The following is a 17,271-nucleotide window of genomic DNA, read 5'->3' on the forward strand; positions in this document are numbered from 1 at the left end:
TCCAGAGACTAAACTAAAGCCCTAAGCTCTGAAATATCTCTACAGTAGGATAATTCTTAACTGACCTGTATTGGTTTATAGCCTGATTTGTAATACTTCCTTATCTGCAGCTAGTTCTTCATCAGTCATTTTGGTTAAGGCTTTTGCAAAATAAGCATCATTTGGTTTTCCTGTATTAATGATACTTTCAAGTAACGGAGGACGACGACCTTTTGGGTAAAGAACAGTCATAAACTCCTTATAACTTGGTATTTTATTTTGTGCTGTTTTAGCACATTCTATGCAGTAAGAAAGAATATCTCCTCTCCCATGAAATTTATCGTTAAGCTGCCTAAGTTTTTCTCCTATAATGTCAATTTGTTCGTCACTTGCACCAGCAGCAGCAGCAACCGCCAAAACTAGTGCACTTCTTTCTTGAAATGAAGCGCAAGCACCCCCCGTACAAAATCCTGCATGTGCATCATTAGCTCGTCCTTCCAAAGCTGCTGTTCCCCTACCAGTCATTGGGATTTTGCGCTTTTCACCCCAGGGAGTTTTGAAGTTGACGTTACCAGCAAAGTTGACCCCATCTTCAATAAATGGTAGCAAGTATGCTCGTATTTCTAAGGCTTGGGGTGGGTTTTGCTTTAAAGCTAATTCTACAAATACTGTATCACTTATTTTTTCACCTAATTTTGTTCTATCACCTTGAGCATCAGCATAGGGATTACCTGTTTCGAGAAAATTAAGTATTAGACGATCGCCTATAAATTGAATGCCGATATAATTTAATGCTTCCCTTTGGGTTTGGGGTGCAGAAATTTTGGTAAAAGTTTCAGATATGGTTACAACTTTTCCTTGTGTTGTGGTGTAAGAATTACCTTCTCTAGCATGCACTAAAAAATTCATCTTATTCTCCAATATTGTAGTAAAGATTTGTAATCAAAAGTAAAAAGTAAAAAGTAATAATTTACTAATCGCCATATGCAAGGCGTCACGCAGTGCTATCTCCAGTCGCCATATGCCGCTTGCGGTGGCACGCAGTGCTATCCCCAGTTGTCATATGCCGCTTGCGGTGGCACGCAGTGCTATCCCCAGTTGTCATATGCCGCTTGCGGTGGCACGCAGTGCTATCCCCAATACCTCATTTCTAATCAACTATTTATAGATAGAGGATATTGCTCAAACAGCAATTTATATTTTTCTCGAATTTCATTATTGGTATAATCGGGATATCGTTTTAAAGCTTTATATACAGTTGGATGCTGCGTACATTTGTATATGTTATATAATGTATTCTCAATAGAATTTCTCACCGTATTAATTGGGTCATTTCGCCACATATTTATTAACCTTTCTATGACTTTTAATTGATTTAATTCATCCTTATTTATGTTGACTTTACCCAATGCAATCACAGCAGATTGTCTCTTGATTCTGTCTTGACTATTTAGTTGTTCAATTAATTCTAGAACTGTGGATTGACAAGGTGGTTGGGGAGTCAGTTGCTCTATATAAAGTGCAGCTTGTCTTGCATTTTCTGAATCTGCTGTTTTTGCGATCGACTCTAAAGATGCTTGAGCAGGATTGCGAACGCTACTAAATTTATCTTGGCGGCAAACTTTATTTAATGCATCTATAATTTCTGCTGTAGCTGTGAGTTTACCTAGTGCGATCGCCGCCTGTTTTCGCACATAAGAATCTGGTTCTTGTTCGTAATCTACTGCTTTGATTAGTTCGCTAACTGCATTTATCGGCGCAGTGATTCCGATTTCCCCTAATGATTTTGCTGCTGTCGCGCGGACATCGGGTTCTTGCTGTGAGCTACAAAGTAATTGTACGAGATGTTCTCCCGCTTGTTGGTGTTGACCTAATTTTTCAGCGCTGCTTACTCTAATATCTAAATCCTGACTAGATAAACCTTCGATGAGTATTTCAATAGGTGTGTTGTTTAACTCGTGAGAATCTTCTCGATTTAACTTACCTGCAAGTGTCAGATTACGTTGAATTCTTTTGATAATTTTTGAAGCTTGAGTTTCTCTTAACTTGATTATCGTGTCGAAGATTTCTTCTAATGTTTTCCCTGCTGTTTCACGAACATTGCTAATGTAGTCATTTCGCATTGCAGTAACTAAAGCTTCAACTGCTTGCGAAAGTTGTTCTAAACTGGTTTGATTTTCAAGAATTTTCCCCAGTTCGCGAGTTGCTGTTTCGCGCACATAGCGGTCACCTGCGGGGTTGTTGGGAGAAGGGTTTGCAGGTAGAGAGAGAAAGTTGATTAATTCGGGAACTGTAATTCCATCATCATACTTTGTTAAAGCTTTAATAGTTGCTACTACCACATCGGGATCTGTATGTTCTAAGGTTTTTTGTAAAACTAATTTAGCTATATCATTTCTCTTTCCGCTATCTACAAGGTTTCTTTGAGAGGCGATCGCCCATGCTACTTTCTGGCTACTTCGATCAATCACATTGCGGAGAATATAGTCGCATTTTAGTGAATCTACGATTTCGTAAGTATCTAAAAATATCACCAATGGTTTTTCTTCAACTATTTTGACAATTCCAATTCCTAAAGAAACAGCGAGATTTGTTTCTTGCTGTTGAAAAACTTCTAACTCTTGGGGTGACAGTTCAAGCTGGATAAATTTCTCTGCTTGTTGAAATTCCTTTCGCTCTTCCTCATCTAAACTTACTTCATTTTCGTTTAACAAGTCGATAATTCCATCAACACCTAAAGGACGCAAATTTTCAATAGATTCTATATTTTTTACACTCGAACTTTTTAATGCTGCGGCAATTTTTTGATTTGCACTACTACACAAATCTTTAGTTTGACGGTAATTTTCGAAGTAATTTTCCCAACCTTCAAACACAAATTTTTGATAGATTACTTCTAAAACAGTAGTGGGTTCAATATTGTCGTGTCCAACTCTCAATTTGGGGTAGTTTTCATATTCAACAGCCCAATCTAAAAATAAATTGTTAATCTTACCTGTGAAAGGTTCTTCAGAAATCATCTGACGCAGACGTCTAAGAAAAGCGGACTTACCCATTCCTTGATGTCCGTAGAGTAAGAAAATTTGCGGATTATTATCTTGGGATTGTGAATTTAATAAAGAATGTAATATTTGTTTAAAATATTTTTGTTGTTCAAAACGTTCTATAAATACAAACGGTGCACCATCGGGCTCTGGGATAACATTTTTATTAAAAATATGCTGGTAAATTGGATTGAAAAATTCTAAATAATTACCCCTGCGCACCACCAAGCCAGTGTAGCGAAACTCAAGCTGTTCGGAAGTCTTATCAATGGGAATTTTACCATTCTGAAAAAGCTGATGACAAAGATGTCGCAATTTATTACTGTTTTTGCTATCTAATATTCTGCGGTAAATAGTTCTAAAATGTACAGGAGAATCTTGCTTATCGCTATCCCAATACTCAATTATAGTTTGAATTAAATTTTGTACTGCTTCTGATTCTGAACCCTCAGGAATCACCTCTCCTTCAGATAGAAGACGACAAATTTTTTGGGTTAAAAAAGGTTGTCCGCCAGTCCACTTCCACACCTCTTCTAACAGAATACGAAAATCATTTGTTTGGGTACTTAAGCCCGTACCTAAATTCAGTGTTTGGTCTAATTCAAAACCTCTTAATTCAATCGCTCTACCAATTCCAAAAGTTGGTTTTTGAATCAATTCATATGGAGTTGCTCCGCCAAAAAATGCAAAGGAAATACGTTTATATTCAACATTTTCGGAACGTTTATTATAAATAGCTGTTATTTGCTTAAAAAATTCATCGGCTACATCAAAATTCAACTCAATGATATTATCAATTTCGTCTACAAAGATAATGATATTTTTCTGAATATTTTTTAGTAAAACTTCACCAAAAAAATCTCTAAATCTACTAGCAGGTCTGCTTTGAGTATAATTACAAAACCAATCTGCGAATAAATTTGTTTCTAATTCTAATCCTTCAGTAATACTAAGGATAATTTGTTCGTACCAGTCTTTGCGGGTAATATCTTGCTCAATGATTTCCGACATATCAATCCAGCAGCATGCACAGTCTTCTGCTTGAAGACGGTGCATTGTTTTCTTACCCAAGCTGGATTTTCCCATTTGACGAGCATTAAAGACATAGCAATACTCTGCTGATTTAAGAAAGCTGTAAAGCTCGTGGTCTGCTTGACGGCTTACATATGTGGGAGAATCTTTACTTAAAGCTCCCCCGACTTCATACTGAAAATTCTCCATACTCATCTTTCTAATCCTAAATGCTGGCGAAAGTAGAGGCGATATAACTTACAAAAACATTTGACTTTGTTGGGATTATTTTTGTCACGCCCGATTAATCCCATACTTTCTAAAATATTTGCTTTTTGAGCATCTATCTGTACTGCTTCTTTTGCTGCTAACACCTTTCGATACTCATTTTTGACGTCATATTTTTCTAAGTTCCCCCAGTGATAAAGCAAATCTCTTGAGAAAGGACCTGCTTCAGTTGGTGCTAACTGCAAAAATTTAGAAAATGTCATTTCTTGATTGGCAATATTGTATAGAGCAACACGCACCATATAAGGATGACCTCCGACCATTTCCATCAACTGGTTGATTTGCTCGGATGTCCAATTCAATCCATGTTTTTGTAATAATTGTTCGATCTGCGATTCTTCAAATTCTGGTAAATCAATAGATTCTCCAACGTTAAAAGGCGATTTATTTTTACTTGTTTCTGTATAGTCCTGAGAATGTACAATTATCATTTTCAGTTTTTGCCAAATTGCTTCCGATGCACGTTTTTCGTAAAAAACTCGCAAAAGTGCAAAAAATTCAGCATCTATTTGAGAATTACCAAATATTCTATCGACTTCATCTAAGACAATGACTAAAGGTTTATTAATGACTGTAAGTATATATTTTTGAATATATATTCTACATTTAGCCTTATTATTTGGAACTAAAGAATTCTGCCAATGCTCGGCGACATTATTCTCTATTTGCAATCCTTTATCGTTCAATTCTTGGATAATACTTTCGCAGAAATTTTGCAAGAAAATGCCTAAATTTTGCAATGGTTTTGTATCTAATTTGTCAAATTCTTGAAAATTTAAACAGACAATATGAAATCCTTGTTCTCGTTCATGCTCAATCATGCGAATAGTTGCAGAGGTTTTACCCCACTTTCTTGGGGCTTTAACTCGTCTCAAAGCTGTACTGCGCCCATACATATTACTACTGCAACGTTCTATGTAAAATGGCGAATTTAAAGGAACCGGACCATTTGGGACTTCCAATGGTGGAATTGTGTCATCATAATTATCCAGTGATGGGACATCTATCCGTGGTGGAAATGGGGATTGTAAAGAGTTAGTGGTTTCATCAGTGTTATCTAGAATCTTTTCCAACTCTTGCAGTGCTATTCTGGCATCTTGGTACCGCTTTCGAGGAGCAAAAGAAACCATTGTGCTCAAAAAGTCTGCGAAAGCTTGACTAACACTATCGCCGACCTCATTACGCCAAATTACTTTACCATTTTCTTTGAATAATTCGATTGCAGATATTCCAGTTAAGGCTTGGATGGCTGTGATTCCGAGTGCGTAAATGTCGCTGCTAAAAAAATCTGGCTTTCCTTCTGACTGTTCCGGTGGTGCATACCCGGGAGTACAAAAGACAAGCGTATTTGGATTTATGCGGATTTTTCCATTCTCCACTACCTGGGTACTAATTTGCTTCACCGAGCCAAAGTCTATTACTACCAGTTGGCGATCGCTCCTTCTGCGCATTATGTTCGCCGGTTTTATGTCCATATGAAGTATTCCTTCCTTATGAACAAAGGTGAGTACTTCTAAAATTTCTGCTAGAAATTCTGTGGTCTGGGCTTCACTCCAACGTTCTCCCGGTCGAATTTCCTCACTTAAATCATGTCCATCAATATATTCTTGTATGAGATAAAATTCTTTATTTTGTTCCAAATAATCATAAACTTCGGGAATCTGGGGATGGTATTGTCCCAGTTTTTTAAGAACAGATGCTTCTTGAGAAAACTGTTTCCAAATCTGTGGATCTGTTATGGTTGGCTTGAGTTTTTTTACTACATAGTACTTATCATCTTGAGAATCTAGACTTTCAGCAATAAAAGTTTCTCCAAAACCACCTCCTCCCATCCGATGCTTAATTCTGTACTTCTCGCGCAGTATTTTACCTATCATAGAATTATGTCCATCGCGCCTTCCTGGAAATAGCCAATTTCTTGGAAAACTCATTTGCCATTTCATTTGAGAATTTCTCATAATTCTTCATAAGTTATAATATTATTCGTCAAAATCTACATGGTGTCTGCTTTCCTGTATGGTAATTGCAAGCTACTATATGTTACTTAAGGCTACATCTTTATTTTGATGCGAGATTTCTATTTTTATAAAACTTATTTACTTAAAAGGGAGCAGCGAACAAAAAAGCTGATAACTTTTGACTTTTGTTAGCGGATCCGCAGGTAGCGCAGCTATAAGCCTCTAGCGTATCCGTAGGACATGTTTTGTTTGCGTTTTGCACGCGTCGTCCAAACAGCTTCGCTGTATTTGCATGACTGCAGGTCATATGCTTTACTTTTTACTTTTAAGTTCCCCCTCCCATGTTCTCTTGTCCATCAAGATCGACGTAAAGTATATAACCACTACCTTTGACGGTTTGGAGAAACTTGGGTTCACCAGAGTCTGCTTCTATTTTGTTGCGAATGCTCCAAATTAAGCGATTTACTTCTGTGTTAGTATGACCAAACTTTTCTAACCAAATTGCTTGTACTAATTCTTCGTAACTACACATTACTGGCTCATTCCTATTTTCGTGGTTGCGCTGAGCCATATGCTTAATCAATCTCCTTTCTTGTGGAGTTAATTTAATTTCTTCTCGATTTCGAGAGGTTTTACGAAACAGCTTTTCTTGGGGAAAGCTATATTCCAAAGACTTTACATATTGAAATTTTTTGACTTCCTCTGTCTGGTTTGGATCTCGAAATGTAAAATGCCAAAATATATAATCATCTGGTTCAATAAAATTACCCAATATTAGAATTTCATCCCCATCAGCCAAAGCTAACTTTCCATCACTGCGAACATCAAGAAAATCTTCTTTTTTGAAACGCTGAACAAAAGTACCATTGGCACTACCTTCATCTACAACCCACCATTGACCGATATTATGCTCTAACATACAGTGCTTTCGAGATACTTTCTTTTTCGGATCGGGTAATACAATGTCATTTTCTTTAGAGCGTCCTATTGTCACAAAATTTTTGTATTGCTGCTGTTGAATAATATCTTTAAGGTTGATTAAATCAGACGAACCATCTGGTCTTTGAACTTCTAAAAATGGGTATTCTGAATCCATTAATTTATCCAAGCAAATTACAGCTTTTCGCTTTCCTATAAGATTATCACCACATTCCTTTTATATGAATTGAATATGAATTGAAAAATTATCGCCTGCGGTTGATGTTGAGGGAATAAGAAGGTTAATAGATATCTCCGGAAATTAAGTTTTATTTCAGTAATCACACTAGTTTCAAGCTAATTATCGGAGAGATCTAATTTATCTGATATCTCCCTGATGTTGTTCGTGTGTAAGTCCTGGTTTATCTTATTAAGTATGACAGATTAGTTTGTCGTCAAAACCCTATAGAGACGTAGCGGTGCTAAATCTCTACAACTGCGTTCTCCAATTAGTCGGGATATTTAGAGGGTTTAAGAAATTTTTCCTAAACCCTAGGTACAACACCAACTCCCGTCTCCTGAAAACTCTTAAAGAAATAACTATAAAGTATTTGTTATTTTTGTTTTATTTATTGCTTTTAATGTAAGTATTTCGATGTAGAAAGCTAATGAGATGACTATAACCCATATTCTGCACTCAAAAATGTCACAATTGCCCAGAATGTAACAATTGGTCTCGAAAAATAAAGTCGTAGCAACATGGAATCTACACAATAGCTACCATGATCTCATGAGAACAAAAAGCGTAATATTCGACTCCACAACCCAGACGGTACACAAACCTACTAAAAACCATTTACCCAACCGATCGCGTCGCTAAAGATGGAAGAAAACTCACAATTCCTGGGAAAATAATTATTAGTAACAAAACTACCAGTTGCAAAATTACAAAAGGAATTGCACCCCGGTAAATGTCGCTAGTAGTAACTTCTGGTGGTGCAACACCTCGGAGGTAAAATAACGCAAATCCAAAAGGTGGTGTCAGGAAAGATGTTTGCAGATTTGCTCCCAAAACTACACCATACCAAACCAGATCGATTCCCAATTGCTGGGCAATCGGTACAAATAACGGTATGACAATAAAAGCAATTTCGAAAAAGTCAATAAAAAAGCCCAATAGCAATACCACCAACATACTGACAGTCATAAAACCAATTTGACCGCCAGGTATACTGCTCAAAAATGTAGACATAATGTGTTCGCCATTTAGCCCTTGGAAAATGAAGCTAAAAGCAGTCGAACCCAGCAAAATAAAAATCACCATACTAGTGATCTGTAAGGTTGCATCACATACATCACTCAAAGTTTTGATGGTAAGTTTGCCATTGAAAGCAGCAAGGATAATCGCACCTACACAACCAACAGCACCAGCTTCTGTCGCTGCAGCAAAACCAAAAAATATACTACCAAGTACAAACAAGATTAGTAGCAAAGGTGGTACCATCACGCTACAAACCCTTTTAAATATTGCCTTACCACCAATTTCTCGTACTTCCGCAGGTAAGGGTGGAGCTAAATCAGGTTTGAGAAAAGACACAATTAAAACATGCAATCCAAAAGCACCAGCCATCATCAAGCCAGGAATTAAAGAACCAATAAATAAATCTCCCACCGAGATTCCTAACTGATCTCCTAGTACCACCAACACAACACTAGGTGGAATGATTTGTCCTAAAGTTCCAGAAGCAGCAATCACACCTACAGCTAATTGCTTGTTATAGCCATAACGCAACATAATCGGTAGGGAAATCAAACCCATTGCAACTACCGTCGCTGCGACAACACCTGTAGTTGCAGCTAATAGAGCGCCAACAATGACTACAGCTAATGCTAGACCGCCACGCAAACGTCCCAGCAAAATCCCCATAGTTTCCAACAATCTTTCAGCTATTCCAGTTTTTTCCAGCATCGATCCCATGAAAATAAAAAAGGGAATAGCCAAGAGATTGTACTTTGCCATGATGTCAAAAATACGGTCTGCGATCGCTTGGAAAAAGATTGGTTCAAAAAACCCGAACCCAACCCCAATAAATCCGAATATAATAGCGACAGCACCCAGAGAGAAAGCGACAGGATAACCTACAGACAGTAATAATAAGGCACCCACAAACATTAATGGGCCCAAAAAATCATCAATTACCATTCTCTTCCTCCTGAGCTTCTATTCTCCCTGTAATAATGGCCACACTTTTGATTGCCTGGGAAATTCCCTGTAAAATTAGTAGAGAAAAACCGACTATAATTAAACTTTTAATTGGATAACGCGGTAAACCGTTTGGGTCGGGTGACTGCTCCAAGATTTGCCAAGAAGTAATAATCCCATCCCAAGAAAAAATAATGGTCCAGATGCAGAAAGGAAGTAAAAATAAAATTGTTCCCAACAAATCTGCAATTGCTTTTTGTCTGCGGTTAAATTTACTATAAAAAATATCGACGCGGACATGCCCATTATTGTTGAGTACGTAAGCCGCGCCAAGAAAAAATATTAAATCAAAAAGATACCATTGAGCTTCAATATAAGCATTTGAACTCAGATTTGTACCTATCAGTTGTCCTAAACGTCGTCCGACAACATTCCAGGTACCGATAATTATCATTACCAGTACCAGCCAGCTGCTCCACTTACCAATACGTTGATTAAATCCATCAATTAATCGGGATATTTTTAACAGTTGCTCCAACGCCCCGTTCCCCTTTTTACACCGTAAAAGTAGTTTACAGCCCAAAAGGGATAAGTGATGTTAATTAGTTCGCATTTTGTTGGGGATTGGGGATTGGCGACTGGCGACTGGGGATTAGCGACTAGCGTTAGTGGCTAGCGTAAGCGTACCGGATCCGTAGGTAGCGCAGCTAGAGGCTCTGTCACAAATATTGAATTAAATTTTATCTCCCAAAAACCCACAGAGTCAACAGCCTAGTTTTTACTCCCAATCCCCAATCCCTAATCCCCAATCCCTAATCCCCAGTCCCCAACACAACACCCCAAAAATAATCTTCAAACAAACTTTCGTCTTGGTCAATTTGCAATTTTTGTCCCCAGGAGTAAACGTCTAAGCTAATACGCTTATTGTCTTCTTCCCATTCATCATCTTGAATGGAAATATTTCCCATAATTGAAAGCCAATGATTCGGACTGGGAAGAAATGAAAGTTCTTTACCAAATAAACTTTGACTGGTAATTAAACCAAAAGCCACACCACCCGATGCAATTACTTCTCTGGCTTCTTTTAATGCTTCCCATTCACCGTAAAGAAAAGTATTGTGATATCTGACGTAACTATAACCCAATACTTCTTTTGTCCAACCCTTCATTTGCCATGATTTGGTTAAACCTGCCAAATTTCGCATGATTTCCGGTGCGTCTGCTTCCACCGGTAAGAAACGATTTTCTGATTCTCGCAAAGTTGATAATATCATCCAATCTACTGGATTCATTCGCAAGCGACATTCACTATGACGTAGTTTTTCCGAAGCTTTAAAGCGGACACTTTTACCTTCAAATCCACCTGTTTCGTAGATACTACGACAAATTTCCAAATAACGTAATGGTTGAGTACGTACTAACTCAAACAAGATTGCAGCCGGTCCACAAAAAATTTGTTTTCCTTGATTGACCTGAAAAGGATCTTGCAAACGTAATTTAATTTGTGCCAATAATAGGTTTTTATCTAAACATTTCCAAGCGCTGGGAGATGAGGATTCCTCAAACTTGACTAATGCAGTTCTGACGGTTGGAGCTAGAGTTTGGGAAAGCATCAATATTTTTTAGTATAAAAAAGTACATTTTAATCAGACAATAGACATTATAGCGATGTCTGTTATCTGCGAATCCAGTAGACATCTGCAAGAGATTACTTCGAGACCCAGGAATATGTGTCTCTACTGAGGTTCAGATCGGAAATCTCCCATGATTTTGTCGGAGATGCCTAGTATATTTATACAGAGATGATGGAATTATTTAAAGAATCGTTCGACACATCGGACAAACATTTCCACACCCATTGCTAATACTGTCTCATCAAAGTCAAAACGTGGATGATGGTGGGGATATGCTAAGTTTTTTTCGGGGTTTGCAGAACCGAGGAAGAAATAACAACCAGGAACTTCTTGCAAAAAATAAGACATATCTTCGCCGCCCATTGTTTGACATTCTGGTACTACACCAAGTTTAGTTTCCACAACTTCTTCTGCTACGGATGTGACTAATTTTGCCATATCCGAATCATTAATTGTTGCAGGATAAAGGGACCAATAATCTAAGTCATAACTTGCACCATGAGCCTGACAAATCCCAGCAATAATATCATCAACTCTTTTTTCAAAAAAGCCAGCAAAGGTGGGATTGAAATATCTCACCGTACCGCTCATCTTGGCTGTATCGGCAATAATATTACCCTTGGTTCCAGCATGGAGTTCGCCCACAGTCACTACTGCGGACTCAATGGGGTTGACATTACGCGCCACGATGGTCTGTAGGGAATTGACAATTTGTGCTGCGATCGCGACTGAATCAATTGTTTGATGGGGCATCGCACCATGTCCGCCCTTACCAAAAATTGTACATTTAAAAGATTCTACTGCTGCCATTAAGGCTCCTGCTCTGACGCCCACAGTACCCAAGGGCAAATTATTCCACAAATGCAAACCAATTATGGCATCAACATTTGGATTTTTCAAAACCCCTGCTTCAATCATCGGTTTTGCACCACCGGGACCTTCTTCTGCTGGTTGGAAGATAAATTTAACAGTTCCGCTGAACTCTTTTCGATGTTGCTGTAGATAGTAAGCCGTACCAAGTGCGATCGCAGTATGTCCGTCATGTCCGCAAGCGTGCATCACCCCGTCATGTTGGGAGCGATAAGGTACTTCATTCAATTCTTGGATCGGTAAAGCATCCATATCAGCGCGAATTGCCAAAACTTTTTCACTCGATCCACTGTCTGGAGTTTTTCCTTCGCCTTTAATAACAGCAGAAATACCAGTTTTTGCAATTCCTGTTTGATGTTCAATTCCCCATTCCTGTAATTTTTGAGCGATAAATTCCGAAGTTATTTGTTCTTGGAAACCTAACTCGGGTTTTTGATGTATGCTTCGTCGCCACTCTACCAATTGTGGTTGTAATGAACGGATAGGTAAACGCACGGAAGACAAATTAACAGAAGCAGAGTTTGGGAAAGTAGAAACCATTTTTATAAATTAATTTTTAAGCTACAGTCGAATATTCTTATTATCTTTGTTCTCAAAGGTAATTGTTTATGAGTAATGAGTAAGGAGTCATTTAGCTTATTAATAATGAGCAATTATCACAATGAAACTGTAGACACTTCAGTGTCTGTGCTTACGCCTCGCCTTGCTAACACTTTATGAACGTTTCACCTTTGCTAACACCGTAAGGCGCAGGCTTTGACCATTACCAATCACCATTACAGCAAGGCGGTGGCACGCAGTGCTTATGGCTTTCCACTAATGCCAATCCCTAGTCGCCAACCCCCAGTCGCTAATCCCCAATCCCCAGTCACTAATCCCCAAACCCCCGATACAAAACTTCCAAATCTAAATTCGATGCAACTTGTGCTAACTTATCCAAATCTTGTGGATTTTCTAGATAAGGTAAGCAACCCAAAACAGGTATCTGCGTGAGTGATTCGATTAATTGTTTAGGAGTCCAATTAGCAATTTCTGTCTCTGTACGGGGCTGACAACAATTGAGAACAATTCCAACTAAATTTACTTTTAATTGCCTAGCTAAGGCTACATTTGCTACAGCCTGAGAAATTGCACCTAGCTTTACAGGTACGACTAAAACTGTAGGAAAACGCCACTCACGAGCAAGATCCGCGACTGTAAATTCATCAGTTATAGGGGAACCTAATCCACCTAAAGATTCAACTAAAACAAACTTTCGCTGTTGCTGTAAAGCTGTAAAAGCTTGCCATACAACTGCTAAATCAACAGTAGAATTTTCTTGGGCTGCTGCGATTGGGGGAGCTAAAGGAGCTTGAAAATATAAGGGAGTAATTTCTGCCGCAGATTGGGATAAATCAAATAGCTTTTGGTAGAGTTCCAAATCTCCCACACCCGATTGAATGGGTTTCATAATTCCCAAACTCTGTTGGGAAGAAAATTTCTGCCAATGAGCAGCCAAAGCAGTGGTCAAGACAGTTTTTCCGGCTTCCGTATCAGTTCCAGCAATCAGTAGTGAATTCAAAACAACAGGCGATTTTTGATGAGTTTTTACGATCATTAATGCGATCTCTAATTATTGTACTAGTCCCGAACTACCAATTTCTTTGATTCGCTGTATTTTTTGTTTTTTAGCAACTAATCATCATCCACTTCCCGCTCGTCATCCTCTGACTCTTGTTCTGTATCTGTTTGGGAATTTACAGAATCATTTTCGGTATTTCTATCGGTTTCAGTATCTATGGGGAAAGATGGATCCCGATCTGGATTTTCCAAGGGAAATTGTCCTGGGGGTTTTTCTGTATCGTCTTCCGTAGTACTTTCTGTGGGTATGTTTTCACTTCCTGTCCTAGGTTCTTGTGTCGGATCTCCTGTTACAGGTTCTCGCAGTATATCTTCTGTGGAAGGGGTTTCTTCTGTAATCGGCTGTTCTGGTATGGTTCTAACAGCTTTTTCCAACTCAACCTTTAGTTGATAGTCACTTTCACTTATCCCTTGAGCAGTTTTTAACTGTATGGTATATCTACCACTAGAAGGTAATCTAGCTTGTACAAAAACTTCCAATCCTCCAGTATCAATAGGTTCCCCATTGGGCGTGAGTACAGTCATCACAACACCAGCATGTTCACTAATCAATGCGGTGAAGTTTTGATCTTCCTTCGCAAAGAAAATGTATTGAACTACTTCATTGTCTTTAATTCTACCCCTGACCTCTGCTTTATCTTGAATATCAAATACGAGACGTTTAGTTTTAGTGGTGTATGTAACCGCTTCTTCATCCTCAGGTTCTTCATCCTCAGGTGTAACTGTTGGAGTTGGTGTTGGGGTATTAGAAACAATTGGTGAAGGGAAAGCTTGTGGAGTTACTGTTTGTGACTCAGCATTTTTGTTTTGCAGCAAGAAGCTAACTACCGCCCAAGAACCAAAACCAGCGAAAATAGCAACAGTAAAAACAATAATAAAAATCGCTAAAGGGCTATCTAAAATAGAAGAATTATTAGTATTTGCTCGAGGTTTCTGTTTTTTTGAGCTTGGTGTACCTGTTGAGGAACGTGACTCTTCAGGAGGACGACCAACCGCAACAGTTTGCATTTGCGATAAATCTGGATTTGAGGGAGAAACACCTTTTTGAGTTTGTAAACCAGTAGTTTGCGACCCAGTATTTGGATTTAAAGCCTGCAGCGATCGCGTAACCTCTGCTGCATTTCCATAACGTTCGCTGGGTCTGTAGCTAAGCATACGATTTAAAACCCGAGCAAATGATGGATTTACAGTTACCTGTTTTTCCCAATTCCAATCAGCTTGAGTTTCGTCAAATAGCTCATTAGGTTCCTTTCCTGTAAGTAAAACTATCGCTGTAACAGCCAATGCGTATAGATCGCTGCTAGGATATGCAGTTCCTGCTTGCATTTGTTCGCTGGGAGAATAACCTAATTTCCCCACAGTTGTTACTTGTGCGATTTTATCTGGTGATTGGATCTGAGTTGCAATTTCTTTAACTACCCCAAAATCAATTAAAACTGGCAATCGGTCTCGTTCTCGCAAAATAATATTATCTGGGGAAATATCTCGATGAATAATTCTCTGGGAATGAATATATTCTAAAATAGGTAATAAAGAATTGAGTAAATGTAATACTTCTTCCTCTGTGAATCTACCATTTCCATTTGCTTGGCGCTCTTCCAATAAAGCTCGATAATTTTTTCCTGCAACATAATCCTGAACTAGAAATAAACGATGACTCTGCTCGAACTGCTCCCGGAATTGTGGAACCTGAGGATGGTGAAGTTGATACAAAGTAGCAGCTTCTCGAGCAAAAAGTTCTTGAGCTTTTTCCCAAGCTTCAGCATCTTCAGCAATCGGAATTAACTCTTTGATTGCACAAAATTCCTCAAAACGCCGTTGGTCTTGAGCTAAATAGGTTCTACCAAATCCTCCCTGACCTAGGATTTTAACTATGCGATAACGATTTTGTAAAAGTGTGCCAACTGGAATAGGTGGTTGCATGATTAATTTATTAAATATAGTTTCCCCTTTAGGGATGGGTTACTAAATTCGCAAGCATTTGGAGAAAAACCGATTTTATTTATCAATGTTAACGTTTCAGAGAAAATAAGCTTTTTTGTTTATTCTCACAAAAATTTGCTTGTTTGTGCCCTAAATATTTTTCCTAGAGAAAGGTGATAAGAGTCAGAACAGGTCTGCTATACAATAGGTGTTTGAACAATAGGTGTTTTAGCTCAAATGAACTTTATAGCAGAATTGTGTGAGGTAGTACACCACTTCTTGATGCAGCCGCCTGGAGAAAACCCCCAAGACCGCCCTGCATCGCTTTGCTAACAGAATTCAGAAGACATGAGCCAGGACTAGAATACTCTTTATACCTATTTTTTAGTTTTTTAGCTCTACCCCATTGACTTACGATCCGCGACAGGTGTCTCAGTAAGAGTTCTTGAGTTCTATTTTTACATTCCTTCTTCGGTACTTATGTATCACAGCAACCTTTGGAAAATTAAATTAATTTTATGAATATAATATTTTTTGCTGTATTTTCACTAGATACATGTATTAGAAGGTTATTTATTACTTTCAATAAAAATATTTAATTAACATTACCCAGATACTTATGAAATAATTTTTAAGTGTCTATTTCAAATCTTTACTGAATAGTCATTCAAATTTATTTAAACGCGTACATTTGCCCTTAAAAATAATTTTGATGTGTCCTGAAATACGCCAATCAAAAATTTTGATACTTTTAATGTAGCTAATATTTCGATGTGGTTAATACTTCAATACAAGTAATACAAAAATAGATTACATCGAAAATACCCATAGATATAATTTTTAGTACACATAAACTACAAATAGCTTAGTAGCCGTATACTTGTCAGTCAAAAATCTAACTCAAAAGCTCTCACAAAACACATAGCACATTAATCTCAAAAATATGCAGTGAGAATCATTAAATGTAGCTATTTTTATCAAATTTTGAGATTATATATGTAATTTTTTACTTATCCAAAAAATACTTAACCAACAAATAATTAAATGCTCAACAAGTTTCGTAATTTATGACAAATTCATAGAAGTCTTAAATGTAGCTTGTAATTCCTCGAAATATGTTTATACAGATAATTTTTCTACTGCCAAGATTGAATACCTTGAATTTTCAATCGTTAGCTCTTGACAACCAAGCAGGGAAGCAAAATATTATGAATCTATGGTATGGCGACCAATATTATTCAGATTCTTATTAGTCAATAGTTATGAGGAATTCTATGAAGAATTTTGCTATTTTGTGTTGAATAACCTTCATCATGTTAAGTGGTCTTACATAAAGTCTTTATATTCTTCTAAGTTATGCTATCAGTTAGAAGGATAGATTTTGAATATTGCACATTTTGGTTGCCATATAGCATCCAATATAAATTCAATAAAAATCTATAATCCTTATTCTACAAAGAATATAGCTGATTTTCATCAACTAGAAGCACAATAAGTACAATGGAATACCAAATTTGTTATTAGCATATTGGGTAGAAAAATGATAGATTTTCATATACCTGTAATTACAGAATTTAAGACTCAAGTCGTTAACGCTCTATGCTGACCTACAATTATAAATTATCATCTGCTATCAGTTGATTGGAGTATATTTTAGATATTACACAAGCACTTTCCTGATGTTTGACACCTACGGGAACAGTACCCTTAAGATCTAGTCAATAAAATTTGCATACAACTAAGCAGTCAATGGCTAATTAACTAAAAGATATTCAGAATACACAAAATGTAGTTTCATGAAAAAATGTTTAAAGATTAAAATA

The 17,271-nt window shown here is 37.5% G+C and carries 10 protein-coding genes; all 10 read right to left on the reverse strand.

Translation table 11 applies throughout. The features are described 5' to 3' along the window. Positions 1 to 75: 75 nt before the first annotated feature. A complete protein-coding gene (locus BC008_RS05615) occupies positions 76 to 888 on the reverse strand; it encodes a hypothetical protein (RefSeq protein WP_027845469.1) in 813 nt (270 codons plus the stop codon). A gap of 245 nt (positions 889 to 1,133) precedes the next feature. Further along, positions 1,134 to 4,250, reverse strand: coding sequence for a HEAT repeat domain-containing protein (locus BC008_RS05620; RefSeq protein WP_058183328.1), 3,117 nt, complete (start codon positions 4,248 to 4,250; stop codon positions 1,134 to 1,136). Further along, positions 4,247 to 6,280 (reverse strand): AAA-like domain-containing protein, encoded by a 2,034-nt coding sequence (locus BC008_RS05625; protein WP_058183330.1) that lies wholly within the window; start codon positions 6,278 to 6,280, stop codon positions 4,247 to 4,249. Before BC008_RS05625 ends, BC008_RS05620 begins: the two co-directional genes overlap by 4 nt. A 325-nt stretch (positions 6,281 to 6,605) precedes the next feature. Further along, positions 6,606 to 7,376 (reverse strand): FHA domain-containing protein, encoded by a 771-nt coding sequence (locus BC008_RS05630; protein WP_027845723.1) that lies wholly within the window; start codon positions 7,374 to 7,376, stop codon positions 6,606 to 6,608. A gap of 678 nt (positions 7,377 to 8,054) precedes the next feature. Beyond that, a complete protein-coding gene (locus tag BC008_RS05635; protein ID WP_027845724.1) occupies positions 8,055 to 9,401 on the reverse strand; it encodes a TRAP transporter large permease in 1,347 nt (448 codons plus the stop codon). Continuing rightward, entirely contained in the window at positions 9,391 to 9,939 is a 549-nt protein-coding gene (locus BC008_RS05640) for a TRAP transporter small permease subunit (protein WP_027845725.1), read from the reverse strand. Before BC008_RS05640 ends, BC008_RS05635 begins: the two co-directional genes overlap by 11 nt. A 274-nt stretch (positions 9,940 to 10,213) precedes the next feature. Continuing rightward, positions 10,214 to 11,014, reverse strand: coding sequence for a hypothetical protein (locus tag BC008_RS05645; RefSeq protein ID WP_036264782.1), 801 nt, complete (start codon positions 11,012 to 11,014; stop codon positions 10,214 to 10,216). A 198-nt stretch (positions 11,015 to 11,212) separates the two neighbouring features. Further along, the gene (locus BC008_RS05650; RefSeq protein ID WP_027841415.1) at positions 11,213 to 12,445 is read right to left on the reverse strand and encodes a M20 metallopeptidase family protein; all 1,233 of its coding nucleotides are present in this window, start codon (positions 12,443 to 12,445) and stop codon (positions 11,213 to 11,215) included. Positions 12,446 to 12,776: 331 nt separating this feature from the next. Further along, positions 12,777 to 13,466 (reverse strand): dethiobiotin synthase, encoded by a 690-nt coding sequence (gene bioD / locus BC008_RS05655; protein ID WP_027841416.1) that lies wholly within the window; start codon positions 13,464 to 13,466, stop codon positions 12,777 to 12,779. Positions 13,467 to 13,579: 113 nt separating this feature from the next. Beyond that, the gene (locus BC008_RS05660; protein ID WP_058183331.1) at positions 13,580 to 15,448 is read right to left on the reverse strand and encodes a serine/threonine-protein kinase; all 1,869 of its coding nucleotides are present in this window, start codon (positions 15,446 to 15,448) and stop codon (positions 13,580 to 13,582) included. Between the last annotated feature and the right edge of the window lie 1,823 nt (positions 15,449 to 17,271).

Origin of the sequence: Mastigocoleus testarum BC008, assembly GCF_001456025.1 — a bacterium.
GTDB classification, from domain to species: domain Bacteria; phylum Cyanobacteriota; class Cyanobacteriia; order Cyanobacteriales; family Nostocaceae; genus Mastigocoleus; species Mastigocoleus testarum.

Coding starts and splice junctions, on each gene's coding strand:
- BC008_RS05615 (WP_027845469.1), bottom strand. CDS start 888: ATGAATTTTTTAGTGCATGCTAGAGAAGGTAATTCTTACACCACAACA.
- BC008_RS05620 (WP_058183328.1), bottom strand. CDS start 4,250: ATGAGTATGGAGAATTTTCAGTATGAAGTCGGGGGAGCTTTAAGTAAA.
- BC008_RS05625 (WP_058183330.1), bottom strand. CDS start 6,280: ATGAGAAATTCTCAAATGAAATGGCAAATGAGTTTTCCAAGAAATTGG.
- BC008_RS05630 (WP_027845723.1), bottom strand. CDS start 7,376: ATGGATTCAGAATACCCATTTTTAGAAGTTCAAAGACCAGATGGTTCG.
- BC008_RS05635 (WP_027845724.1), bottom strand. CDS start 9,401: ATGGTAATTGATGATTTTTTGGGCCCATTAATGTTTGTGGGTGCCTTA.
- BC008_RS05645 (WP_036264782.1), bottom strand. CDS start 11,014: ATGCTTTCCCAAACTCTAGCTCCAACCGTCAGAACTGCATTAGTCAAG.
- BC008_RS05650 (WP_027841415.1), bottom strand. CDS start 12,445: ATGGTTTCTACTTTCCCAAACTCTGCTTCTGTTAATTTGTCTTCCGTG.
- BC008_RS05660 (WP_058183331.1), bottom strand. CDS start 15,448: ATGCAACCACCTATTCCAGTTGGCACACTTTTACAAAATCGTTATCGC.